The organism is Bacillus sp. AFS029637 (genome assembly GCF_002584985.1).
Lineage (GTDB): Bacteria > Bacillota > Bacilli > Bacillales > Bacillaceae_G > Bacillus_A.
Map to the genome: position 1 here is coordinate 1 of NZ_NUPZ01000025.1, position 13,166 is coordinate 13,166.

12 protein-coding genes are annotated in these 13,166 nt (G+C 34.2%); 1 reads left to right on the top strand and 11 read right to left on the bottom strand.

Annotated features, from left to right (window positions below; genetic code table 11):
- Positions 1-44: 44 nt before the first annotated feature.
- From COE49_RS14620 to COE49_RS14665, 9 genes are all read right to left on the bottom strand, one after another.
- A complete protein-coding gene (locus COE49_RS14620) occupies positions 45-752 on the bottom strand; it encodes a response regulator (protein WP_088233190.1) in 708 nt (235 codons plus the stop codon).
- Positions 749-2,353, bottom strand: coding sequence for a sensor histidine kinase (locus COE49_RS14625; RefSeq protein ID WP_088233189.1), 1,605 nt, complete (start codon positions 2,351-2,353; stop codon positions 749-751). Before COE49_RS14625 ends, COE49_RS14620 begins: the two co-directional genes overlap by 4 nt.
- 304 nt (positions 2,354-2,657) lie before the next feature.
- The gene (locus tag COE49_RS14630; protein ID WP_140417535.1) at positions 2,658-3,407 is read right to left on the bottom strand and encodes a C39 family peptidase; all 750 of its coding nucleotides are present in this window, start codon (positions 3,405-3,407) and stop codon (positions 2,658-2,660) included.
- Positions 3,408-3,420: 13 nt separating this feature from the next.
- Complete coding sequence (locus tag COE49_RS14635) at positions 3,421-4,242, bottom strand: transporter (protein ID WP_098882401.1); 822 nt, start codon at positions 4,240-4,242, stop codon at positions 3,421-3,423.
- 222 nt (positions 4,243-4,464) lie between these two features.
- Positions 4,465-5,715, bottom strand: a complete 1,251-nt coding sequence (locus COE49_RS14645) for a sensor histidine kinase (protein ID WP_098882402.1) — start codon at positions 5,713-5,715, stop codon at positions 4,465-4,467.
- Positions 5,712-6,383, bottom strand: coding sequence for a response regulator transcription factor (locus tag COE49_RS14650; RefSeq protein WP_088233193.1), 672 nt, complete (start codon positions 6,381-6,383; stop codon positions 5,712-5,714). Before COE49_RS14650 ends, COE49_RS14645 begins: the two co-directional genes overlap by 4 nt.
- Before the next feature lie 672 nt (positions 6,384-7,055).
- The gene (locus COE49_RS14655) at positions 7,056-7,928 is read right to left on the bottom strand and encodes an ankyrin repeat domain-containing protein (RefSeq protein ID WP_098882403.1); all 873 of its coding nucleotides are present in this window, start codon (positions 7,926-7,928) and stop codon (positions 7,056-7,058) included.
- Positions 7,929-8,218: 290 nt separating this feature from the next.
- Positions 8,219-8,722 (bottom strand): nitrous oxide reductase accessory protein NosL, encoded by a 504-nt coding sequence (locus COE49_RS14660; protein WP_098882404.1) that lies wholly within the window; start codon positions 8,720-8,722, stop codon positions 8,219-8,221.
- 130 nt (positions 8,723-8,852) lie between these two features.
- Positions 8,853-9,107, bottom strand: coding sequence for a hypothetical protein (locus tag COE49_RS14665; protein WP_088233184.1), 255 nt, complete (start codon positions 9,105-9,107; stop codon positions 8,853-8,855).
- A 255-nt stretch (positions 9,108-9,362) separates the two neighbouring features.
- Here COE49_RS14665 and COE49_RS14670 point away from each other — a divergent pair, with 255 nt between their 5' ends.
- Complete coding sequence (locus tag COE49_RS14670) at positions 9,363-10,667, top strand: CitMHS family transporter (protein ID WP_088233183.1); 1,305 nt, start codon at positions 9,363-9,365, stop codon at positions 10,665-10,667.
- A gap of 44 nt (positions 10,668-10,711) precedes the next feature.
- Here the strand turns inward: COE49_RS14670 and COE49_RS14675 are convergent, their stop codons facing one another.
- Positions 10,712-11,404, bottom strand: a complete 693-nt coding sequence (locus COE49_RS14675; RefSeq protein ID WP_088233182.1) for a response regulator — start codon at positions 11,402-11,404, stop codon at positions 10,712-10,714.
- A complete protein-coding gene (locus tag COE49_RS14680; protein WP_140417534.1) occupies positions 11,404-13,008 on the bottom strand; it encodes an ATP-binding protein in 1,605 nt (534 codons plus the stop codon). The genes COE49_RS14675 and COE49_RS14680 overlap by 1 nt, the downstream gene beginning before the upstream one ends.
- Positions 13,009-13,166 lie beyond the last annotated feature (158 nt).

Sequence of the window (13,166 nt, forward strand, 5' to 3'; positions counted from 1 at the left end):
AGGGTTTCCAAACACTCTGGTATAAGCGACTTATAATAAGTCGCTTATATGTAAAACTCTATTTTATTTTGGTCAACACATCTTAATTTACTCACAGGTCTTCCCACATGTTGATACACCATTTCGTTTTCTAACACTCCAATTTCAGTCAAAAACATAACATACTTTCGAATAGAAACTCTTGAGACTCCTACTAATTGTGCCATTTCATCTGTTGTAAACGCTCGTCCATTCAGCAACTCGATCTTCTGCCAAATTAACTGTAACGTTTGCTTCGTTAATCCTTTCGGGAGCTCTTTCGTGACAGTAGGCTCTCTTTTTTCTTTTTGCAAAATTAATGAATCTAATTCCGATTGACTAATTTTTTGTTGTTCTTTCATAAAAGTGAGTTTTTCTCGATATATAGTTAATGCCTCTTTAAATCGTTCAAATGTAAATGGTTTAATTAAATAATCTACAACCCCGTATTGTAATGCTTTTTTAATACTACCCATATCATGTACAGCTGAAATCATCATAATATCGATTTCTTTTTCTTGATTCCGAATATACATTAAAAGCTCGAATCCAGTCTCTCCAGGCATAAAAATATCAAGTAACACTAAATCTACTTGTGATTTTTCTAATGCTTCTATCGCCGATTTTACTGAGTTAACTGCATGAACAAGTTCAAATCCCCCTACTTGCTCTAAATAATGTGTATTTAACATCGCTACCATCGGGTCATCTTCTACAATTAAAACTTTAATCATATTTGCCTCTCATCCCTACCTTTAGGTATTTCAATTGTTATCGTTGTTCCCTCTCCTAACAATGAGGAAATGTGAATCTCCCCATTTATTCGCTGTATACTTTCTTTTACAAGATACAAACCATATCCACGATTGTCTCCTTTTGTGGAATAGCCTTTTGTAAATAATGTATCAATCTCCTCTGCTTTTATGCCATTCCCTGTATCTTGTACTGTAATAGTCAATGCATCCCCATATTGTATCCCGATTTCAACTTGTTTCTTTTCACAATTCATCACTGCCTCTAATGCATTATCTATTAAATTCCCGACAATTGTAATAAGTTCATGAGTAATACTTTCATCATATATTTCCGGCAAGTAAGCATCTTCACTTATAATTAAATTTATATTTTTCTCTCTAGAATAGCTAAGTTTACCTAGTAAAAAACCAGCAAATACTGGATTTTTAATTTTTTTCATAACCCCGCCAATTTCATATTGATGCTCGGATACCATACTACTCACATATTTTTGGAGTTCTTCATACTGTTTCATATGTGTAAGTCCTAACACGACATGCATCTTATTCATAAATTCATGAGATTGTGCCCGTAGCGCTTCCGCGTATAGCCTAATACCAGTTAATTCCTCTGCTAATTTTCTAATCTCTGTTTTATCACGAAATGTTGCAATTGCGCCAACTATTTCTCCTTTTACATATAAAGGAACACGATTCGTAACAATCGTAATTCCGTAAATATTTTGTTCTTCGTTTAATTGTACCACTCCTGTTTGCAGCACTTCTTTTATACGTGAATTCGGCATATACAATTCAACATCTTTACCGATAAAGTCGTCTTTAAGTCCACTTTTCTTAAATAGCCGCTTTGCTTCATTATTAATTAACGTTACTTTCGCTTCTTTATCTACAGCAATAATACCTTCTTTGACCGATTGTAACATCGTATTTCTTTCTTCTAAAATTTTCGCTATCCTATGCGGCTCAAGACCAAATAAACTTTTCTTTATATGTCTAGCTAGCAATATCGCTCCTATAATGCCAACCAATAGCCCAACTCCAACACCGATATACATAATATGTCTACTTTCCTTAACGCGCTCTTTTACATTATCTGCTGAAATTCCAACCGCAACCACTCCAAGTTGTTCCCCTGTTTCAGAAAAAACCGGTATAAATACTCTCATAGAGACCCCTAAAGTCCCTTCTGCTAGCGACACATGTTCCCTTCCCTTCAATGCCGTTCCTTCATCTCCTCCAATGAAATGTTGCCCTATTTTTTGAGGATTGGGGTGAGATTTCCGGATTCCATTCATATCCATAACGACAATAAATTGAACATCCGTACTCTTTAATATTTTATTTGTATACACTTGAATCAAGGAGGTATCTACCTTCCCTGCCAACCCATCAATTACAATAGAATCATTTGCCACAATACGTGCAATCGTTTTCGCCTTCTCTGCCTGACTTTCTTCTGTCGTTCGTTCAACATTATGGCTAATTAAAAAATCTGTTACGAGTAAAGAAAAAATTACAACTGTACACACTAGTAATGTAATCGTTTTCCATAAATTCCATAGTTTCTTTCTTTTTTTCATCCCGTTAATAACTCCCCTAATTGCTAAATAGAAAAATAAGCAAGGTGATATTATTTTCACCTTACTTACTTATTTGCTGTTATTATACTTCAAATATACTAGTCATTTCTTGTAGTTCTTCTGCGGACGTAGCAATTTCATCAATAGCATTTGCCACTTCTCTTGTATCTCCAGCGACTCTCTTCGTTGTTTCTACTATTTGATTAATTCGAGAAACAATATGAGTAGTAGAACTTAAAATTTCTCTTCTATAATCCTCTGTCCATCACCTTACAGTTATATAGTTAAAGCTCTCTTTCCTAATTTATTTTGAGTTCTTTACGTAACTAATCGCCTGACTCCCCATCTGCATCCATGCCTTTTCAAAGTTTTCTCTTGGCACTTTTACATCTAAGCTATCATCGAGAGGATCTCGAATATATGCATATTCCTTATCGTATCCAACAAGTACAACACAATGTTCATTATACGTAATAGAAACATCTCCACTTTTTGTTTTCCATGTAGTAAATTCATCTTCATCTAATGGGGTAAATGTTGCATTCGTAATCATAACTACTGGTTGCCCGGCTTTTACACTCTTATACATCTCTTCTATACTCTTCCCTGTTAAATCTACGGCTTTATTCGGTAAATATTTTTTAGCTAACTGAAAAAGTGGTCCATGATATACACCATATCCGGATTCAGAAAACGTATAAATATTACCTACAAATCCTTCATTCGGATTCCCGCGTACACCATCGTCTATAAAATCAACTTTTTTTATTTCATTTGCTAATTTCATTTTATCTACTGAAACGCCTGCATGTTGTAACATCATCGCTAAGCTTGTCACTTCACAACCTCTATCCAACTCCGGTAATTGCTGAATTAAAGGTACATTTGATAAAATGACCTTTTCATCATTATCACTAAAATCCATTCGTTTTCCGCTTTGTATATTGAAGAAATTTAACTTATCCACATACTTTGTAATTCCATTTGTATATATACTCCATACCACTATACTAAGTAAAGTCATACATATATACCACTTCAATTTCCGTATCACTCTCACGCCCTTTTTAATTCGTTAAATAAGAATAAAACGCGTCAGCATCCGTTCGAACCATTGGTACAAAATTTAGTTCTTTTCCTTTCTCTGGTTGATCTTTTTTTATTTTTTCTGTTAGATCTTGAATATTCATATTCGTTTTGTCCATATTAAGCTCATCTGCCATTTGTATCACTTTTTGTTCATTAATTTCTCTTAATACTTGATATATATCTTTACCGTACAAATCAATATGATATTTTTTTGCTTCATCCTGTACTTTTTGTTCGTACACTTCTTGTGCTAACTCTTCTATCTCTTTTGCTTTTTGTGAAATACCTAACTTTCCTGCTTCTTCTCTTACTTTCGTTCCATAGATTTCTTCCTCTATGTCTTCTATTTCTTTTCCAGTTGTCGAAATGCCTAATTTATCCGCTTCATCATTAATTTTAATCGTATTGATTTGAGTAATTAAATTTACAATCGATGTATTCTCTATAGATATGCCTAGCTTCAATGCTTCTTGCTTCACTTTTGTTTCATAGATTTCTTCTGAAAGAGCTCCAACATCTTTTCCTTCAATCGAAATCCCTAACTGCTGCGCTTCTCTTCCTACTTCTGTTTCATGAATTTCTTTTTCTAGCGTAATTTGCTCTTTTCCTTCCGTTTCAATACCGAGTTTCTCTGCTTTTTCTTCTGTATGCACTGCATGTATCTTTCCATTGTTTAATTGTTCTTTACTACGCTGCGTGTAATCTGTCTTTCCTTTTTGTGTTTCAGAAGGAGAGGCACCTCCTAATATGCTTAAACTCATCACTCCAATAGTGAATACCGTCATCATTTTCTTTTTCAACTCTACTTCCTCCCCCTTGTACTTTCTTTTCCATCATTCCCATAATTTTTTTAATACTATACATACATCTCATCGTTACTTGAGATAACATTATGATCAATAAAACCCTCTATAATTACTTCTTTATGTGTCAAATTTTCCTTATACAATACATGATATAAACCGTTCCTTAACTTTCCCTTAAAAAAAGACGACCTTGTAAAAACAAGATCGTCTTCTCACTTATATTCTTTGATTTTTAGGGAAAATCACTTCAAAACAAGTGCCCTCTCCCCATTTGCTCTCTACTAATATTTTGCCGTAATGCTTTTCGACAATCCAATTTGCAATTGAAAGACCTAATCCAGCTCCTTCTGACGTACTTCTTGCTTTATCCCCTTGATAAAAACGATCAAATAATTTCGAAATATCCTCTTCTTTCACTCCTATCCCATCATCCTTCACCTGTATACGAATGGAACCGCTCGTTTGTGTGCAATCAATTTGAATATGCCCGCCTTCATTTGTATACTTCATTGCATTATCTAACAATATAACCATCATTTGATGGATTCTCTCTCTATCCCCCATAAACGATATATCTTGTTCTACTTTTAATATCATCTCTTTTTCTTGATAAGAAGCAATCTCTTTATATGGATCTACGATTTCTTCTAACAATTTATCCATTTCAAATGTTTTCTTATCCATCTCAATTTGATTAGAATCAGAACGTGCTAACAATAATAAATTGCTAACTAATTTCGATAACCGCCTACATTCCTTTGAAATTGTAGAGATATCCATCGCCTTCTCTTCTATCGTAGCGGATGGTGACTGGAATAATACATCCGTTTTTGATTGAATAACTGCAAGTGGTGTTCTTAATTCATGTGATGCATCAGAAACGAACTGCTGCTGTTTTTCCCATGAATTTTGAATTGGTACGAGCGCCCTACCAGCTAAGAAAAATCCAATACCTATTGCACATAGACTTCCTATGCTACAGCCGATAACGAGAATTAAAAATAAAGTATTTAGCATCTCTTCTTCAGCTGTTATATCGCGTACAATTTGAACTATTTTTCCATCTTCTTGAAACGCAAATGTCCTAAAATATAGTCCTTGCACTTCAATATCTTGCAAAGATCCTAACTTTTTTGGAGAGAATTTTTCTAAATTCTCTTCAAAAATAAGACGGAATTTTGGATTTTCGATACCTATCTCCACAGTTTTTCCAATCCAAGTTAACTCCGTTATCCTTGGATCACCAATTTGAAGATATCCCCTAAATTTTTTAGGGGGCTTTTTACCATCTAAAACCTCTCTATGCTGAACCATTTTTTCAATGGATCTATCCACTTCATTATAAATACGCTTATATGTGTACGAATAAATAATACTGCCTAATACTCCTATTAATATGATAAACACTAACGAATTTAGTATAGTTAGACGAATGCGTGTTTTTTGAAACATACTTCCTTTTTTCATTGTTCTTTTAGTATATATCCAATACCACGAACAGTTTGAATATCTTTCTGATAACCGAATGGTTCTAATTTTTTACGTAAATGATGTACATACACTTCGACGATGGCTACTGTTGTATCGGAATCAAATCCCCAAACACGATCAAAAATTTGTTCACGCATTAAAATTTTGCCGCTATTTTGAATGAGATATTCTAGTAGTTCATACTGTTTTAATGTGAGCTTCATTGCTTGTCCATCTACTTGAACATCTTTATCTTTTCCAAACAATTCAATTCCTTTATAACGAATTGTCTGCTGCGTTGTTAAACTACCACTTCTGCGCAACAAAGCGCGAATTCTCGCTTTTAATTCGGGAGCCTGAAACGGCTTAACGATATAATCGTCTCCACCAAAATCCAATCCCTTCACCCGATCTTCTAAAGAATCTCTCGCTGTCAAAAACAGGACTGGCGTTTCAATCTTTTCATCACGTATTTTTTGAATCACTTCAAATCCGTCCATTTCTGGCATCATTACATCAAGCAAAATTGCATCATATATATTTTGCAGTGCTAGAAATAATCCATCTTCTCCATTCAATGCTGTATCTACTTCAAATTCATCGCGTAAAATTTGGACAATAGACTCTAATAAAAAAGCATTGTCCTCTACTACAAGTAAGCGCATATTCTCACCTTCCACGGTATATTTCAACTCTCTTTATTATTGCATCTCTTCTTTTCATAAAAAAAGAATATAGTTACATTATGTACTTTCATTTTCAACGATTTCCCTTTAAATTTTTGAATTGTATAGAGAAGATTTATTATAAAAGCGATTCCTTAAATTTAGCTTAATAACGAATGAAAAGAAATAAGTTCCTCCTTATCAATCCCTCTATGAATATAACTAATAACAAGTGCTCTATTCATTCCCCCTTCTTTCTAAATCCATTTGTTTCTAATTATAACTTTATTTAAAGGGGGTTTCTGGATTCAATTGTTAGAAAGTATTATTACAAACGCATCTATTTTTCTTACAACAATGTAAGTCTCTCGTCATCCAATTCGATGGTTGCAATCACTCCATTTCCTTATACTGAAAGTAAGAAATGAAACAAAAACAAGGAGAGATGAGATATGAAAAAAATGATGGAAGTTGTAGTAGCGGTAGTAGAGGTTTTCATAAATGGTAAACAAGTTGCAATGGAGTTAAATAAATAATGAAAAGGACAATATTCGTTCTAGACCCTTTACTCATATAAAAGAGATAAGAGTTCATCATTTCTTTGATCCCTTATCTCCCTGTAAAGAAAGCCGTATCCTTAAAAGGATACGGCTTTCTTTTTATTTCTTTTTGTTATTCCACCGGCTGTGGTTGCGGCTGTACTACTTCATTCGCTCCAGCCAACCTCAACATATTTGCAATATCTTTAAAGCCTCTTTTTTCAGCATATTGCAGCGGCGTAATATTTTCCTTATTAGCCATATTTACATCTGCACCATGCTCAATAAGCATTTGAATTACTTTCTTATGACTTTCACTACCATTTCCTAATACAATTGCTTCTAATAACGCTGTTCCACCACGGTCATTCTTATAATTCACATCAATATCTGTATGCTCTAACAATTCCTTAACAACCTCTACATGACCACGTTCAGATGCCGAAATGAGTGCAGTTCCACCTGACCTAGTCGTTTCTTTCGTATTAACTCCCGCAGCAATTAATAGCTTTACAATATCCGTATATCCTTCTCTACTTGCATAAAGAAATGGATTGCTTTTTTTCTCATCTTTCACTTCAATATTAGCGCCGGCATCAATTAATGCTTTCACTGTCTCTACATGATTTTGATACGTTGCTGCAAGGATAGGCGTTTCTCCGTTGTCACCTTCTATATTTATATTTGCTCCGTCCTGAATCAGCTTCATAGCTGTTTCTGTGTCTCCAAGAGTCGCAGAAAGTAACAACTGTTTGTCCATTAAATTTATACTTTTTTCTTCTTTAACTTCTTCTTCTTCTTTATACTGTTCTTTTTTCTTTTCGTTTTTCACATGAACTGGTTTTGATTCTGGTTCTTCTTGCTTATCGCAAGCCACTACCGTCATTAAAAGTCCTAATAACATGCATAATAAAATTTTTTGTTTTCTCACAATTACAGCTCCTATGAAAGATAATGTTTTCTTAACCATTCCTCCATCACATACAATAACTCTTCTTGAGTACATTTATCCATAAGCTCTTTATATTCCTTCTTGAATCGGATTATCTTAAACTTATACCATGTTTCTCAACCTATTGGAATGATACGCCAGGTGGCCTCATCATTAACATTATGAAGCAATTAGTTTAGCACGTTTTTGCCGCATTTGTATACATTTCTAAAAAGTGGGTAAATGATTGCTTTAGGTTACTATATTCCATTGTAACCGTTCTTCAAAAAATTTTACACCTTTTATATATTTGCACCTGAGTAATAATAGAAAAAGACAACTTATGTAGTTGCCTTTTTCTATTATTAATGATGCCCACCGTGATTTCCTTTTTTCGTGTTCCCCATCATCTCTTTATTCATTTCCCATTTATGCTCAGCTAGCTCTTTATACGAAAGAACTTTCCCTTTATAGTTAGACACAAAGCTTTCTGCATCCTTTTTATTTTCAAATGAAATAACATTATAAGCCATCGGTGTCGTTATTGTTTTATCATATACGTAAGTCGCATCTTCTAATGAAATCCACTCTTTCGAATCATAATCTCGAACAAATTTTTCTTTCGTCTTTTCACCTGGATTAATCTCCATCCATTTATACATACAACCGATATCATCAAATTTTAATGCTTTTCCATTTTCTAAAATGATTTCTGTTGCAAATTGATTATCCATTACCCCAATTTGGCAAATATCACATTTATCATGTTTCTCATCAATTGCCACAGCCTCTGCTTGTTTCTTATCACATCCTACAATTGTAAAGACAAAGAATAAACATATAGCAAGCATCACATATTTTGTTCTCATTTTTTTCCTCCTTAGCCGTATCTTCCACAAGGAGAATATCAAAAACTTGTGTGAGATTTGTGAAAAAACAATGTACTTTTTGTAATATAGGAAACAAAAGAGATGTGTAGCTATTTCTACACATCTCTTTTCATTCACAACCTGTAATTAATAAATCATCTTCTAACTTAACTAATAATGTATCTGCACTAATTTTCTGTCCAATTTCTACATTTACTAATCTTATATTTCCACTAATACCGACCGCAACCTTTTCAAGCTCACCGTTATTTTTCCGGATCAGCATTAATTTTTCCCACTCATATACGTAAGAAGATTCATTAACAAAAATCTCTTCTATTTTCCCTTCATAAGAACTATAAATTTCTTCTATTCTCGTTTCCATTTAAAATCTACTCCCTACTTCGCACATCACTATTTTCACCTTATTCTATCATTCTTGTAAGTAGTAAATTATATTTTTAAAAATTCAAAATTACCTTCGTGAACAAAATGACCAAAATAAAAATTATGCTTCTAATGATGTTATTTTTCAAATTATTTACCATTTGGATAGATGCCACTATGATAAACAAAAAACAATTTTTCTGAATTTTTATTTTATTTTGAAAGCGTAATCATTTTTTGAGGGGGAAATCATATGTTAGCTCTACTTGGATTTGCGATGGTATTTGTCTTTATGTTTTTAATTATGACGAAACGTATGTCAGCACTAGTAGCATTAATATTAGTTCCGATTGTTTTTGCATTAATTGGCGGCTTCTATGCCAATATGGGACCTATGATGCTAGAGGGAATTCAAAAGTTAGCACCTACTGGTATTATGCTTATGTTTGCTATTTTATATTTTGGAATTATGATTGATAGTGGTTTATTTGATCCTGTCATTAGCAAGATCTTACAATTCGTAAAAGGTGATCCTTTAAAAATTGTTGTTGGTACAGCGATTCTTACTATTATCGTTTCATTAGATGGTGACGGAACAACAACGTATATGATTACTGTTTCTGCAATGTACCCGCTGTATAAACGTCTTGGAATGAATCCACTTATATTAGCTGGGATTGTTATGTTAGGAGCAGGTGTGACAAATCTTACACCTTGGGGTGGACCGACAGCTCGGGTTATGAGTGCTCTTGGACTTGATGCATCAGAGCTCTTCACACCACTTATACCAGGAATGATTGCTGGTGCTATTTGGGTAGTTTTCGTTGCCTACTATCTTGGAAAAAAAGAAAGAAAACGTTTAGGTATTATGGATGTACAATATTTAAAACAAATGCAAACAATAGATGAGCAAGCTGCAACAGTCGAAGCGGCAGTACATAAACGTCCTAAACTATTATGGATTAACTTTTTATTAACTGTCGCTCTTCTCGTTTGTCTCATACTAGAAGTTATGCCATTACCGGTTTTATTTACAGTTGCTTTTGCTATTGCTGTTATGATTAACTATCCAAACTTAGAGCAACAGAAAGAACGTATTGCTTCTCATGCAGGAAACGTATTAGCAGTTGTTTCTCTCGTATTCGCTGCTGGTATTTTCACGGGTATTTTATCCGGAACAAAAATGGTAGATGCGATGGCTCAAGGTGTAGTAACTCTTATACCAGATGCACTGGGACCACAATTACCAATTATTACAGCTCTTCTTAGTATGCCGTTCACATTTTTCATGTCCAATGATGCATTTTACTTTGGCGTATTACCTATTTTGACGAAAGCGGCTGCTACTTACGGAATTAGTGCGGCTGAAATGGGACGCGCTTCCTTACTCGGTCAACCTGTTCACTTATTAAGCCCTCTTGTCGCATCCACTTATTTATTAGTCGGAATGGCCAAAGTTGATTTCGGTGAACATCAACGCTTTACATTGCTTTGGGCTGTTGGAACGACAATGGTCATGTTAATTACCGGAATTATGATTGGGATTATTCCAATATAAGATACAAAAACAGTAGAGAAAATGAATCCTCTACTGTTTTTTTGTTATGAAGAAACAAGAAAGTACCTTCTCTCTGGTCTCCCCACACTTCCATATATAAGCTCTGCATGTACTTTCTTTCCAGATATTAAGTACTCTAAATAGCGTCTCGATGTTGATCGGCTCACTCCGACCATTGTGCTTAACACTTCTGCGGTAATACCTTCTTCATTAACTGTTAACATATGCTTTTTTATTTTTGCTAAAGTTAAAGGATCTATTCCTTTGGGGGCGTATTCGATTGAATTCCCCTTCACCCCTCTTTGAGACCAGAGCTGTTCAATTTGTTCTGGTGATAATTGGTCCGTTCTCTTTAACTGTATAATCTTCTTTTGATAATTTTCTAGACTTGTTTTAAATCGATCAAACATAAGTGGCTTTACGATATAATCTGCTACTCCTCCTCGTAAAGCATGACGTACGACATCTGTTTCTGACGCCGCTGTAATCATAATAATGTCTGTATTATGCAAATTTTGTCTAATATATGTAACGAGCTCTGTCCCTTGCATATCAGGTAAATATACATCCAATAAAACGAGTTGTGGCTTCACAAGTTCTAGCCATTCTTTTGCCTGCTCCCCAGTCGTTGCTGTTCCAATTACTTTAAACCCTTCAATCTTTTCAGTAAAACGGCGATGAATCTCTGCAATCCGAATATCATCTTCTACTATCAATACTTCAATTTCCTCAGTCATTACAATTCGCCTCTCTCTTTCGGTAATGCAATAATAAATAACGCACCACCTAAATCCCCTTTTTCGATTGCAATACTTCCATTTAAATCTTCCACTAACTCTTTTACCTTCGCTAATCCATATCCTCGCTTTTCTCCTTCCTTCGTCGAAAAGCCTTTATAGAATATACTTGTAATGATTTCATCTTGAATCCCTTGTCCTGAATCTTCCACTTCAATTACTATTTCCTCGCCGATATCTGTTACAAACATTCTAACTTTCTTATCATCCTCTTGATTTCTTTCAATTGCTTCAAATGCGTTCGTAATTAAATTCCCCAAAATAGAAACAACATAATTACTCTCAATATGCGGACTTAACTTTTCTAAACTACTTTCTCGATCTAATACAAAATCAATCTTTAACTCTCTTGCTCTATTATAAAATCCAATTAAAATTCCACCTAGCCACGGATTTTGAATTCGTTTCATAATAAATTGAACAAAATCTTGATAGACTGCCGTTTCCTTATGAATGAGCTCTAAAGCATCTTCATATGATTCTAATTGGATAAGACCCGAAAGCGTATACAACAGATTGTTATATTCATGCGTTTGTGCTCGTAACGCTTCCGTATACTGCTTAGTTTGAGACAGCTCTGCAGTTAACTGATCCATTTCAGATTTCAAACGTAAACTCGAAACAACACCAGTTACTTTATTATTTACTTTAATAGGTAGACGGTTAGCAATAACAGCTTGCCCCTTTATATTTAATTGGCGATCAAACTGTTCTTCACCAGTTTGCAGTACATCTAATATCGATGAATTAGGAATTACATTTAAAATACATTCTCCAATAATGTTTTTGTGTGTATCTAGCGAAAGAATATCATAAGCTGCTTGATTTACTAAACTGACCATTCCATTTTTATCAATTACGATAATCCCTTCACGTACAGATTGAATGACAGTACTATGTTCTTCATATAAAGAGGAGATTTCTTCTGGTTCCATTCCAAACATCATTCTTTTTATACTTCCCGCTAAGTATATAGAGCCGATTATCCCTATCAACAAACCTATTATTGTAATCCAAAACACGCGCGTACCATATACTTCTACCACACCATGAATATCATCCATTGAAAAACCAACAGATACTACACCAATAATTTCATTCTCCTGATTACGGATTGGAGCTTTTCCACGTAAGGAAGGTCCTAATGATCCAGTCGCTTTCGAAACATAAGATTTCCCTTCTAATAGAACTCCTTTGTTATCTCCACCAACCATCGCTTCTCCTATTTTATCTTTCCTAGGATGCGCATAACGAATCCCTTCTTTATTTCCAACTACAATAAAATCAGCATCTGTATCCATTCGAATTTTTTCTGCAATGGGCTGAATAATAGAAGCCGGATTTTCTTTTTGAAAAGCTTCCTGAATTTCTGGTATAGCAGCAACTGTTTTCGCAACGTGCAAAGCTCTTTTTCCAATTTGTTCTTCCACTGTTTCAGATAATATGTAATAAAATAAATAACTCGTTAACAGAAGTACAACTAGAATAAGTGTACTAATAGTGAATGTAATTCTTGGTTGTAGTTTTAATTTTTTAAATTTCAAAACCATTCCCCTAACATTTCCTAAAGTTAAATTTTAAGAATATACAGTTTTTTACGTTTATGTAATCATACCATGATTACGATAGAGTTTCTTTACTTTGTATCGTATTGTATGTATTCAAAAAAGGAACCTCTAGCACATGCTAGAGGTTCCTTCTA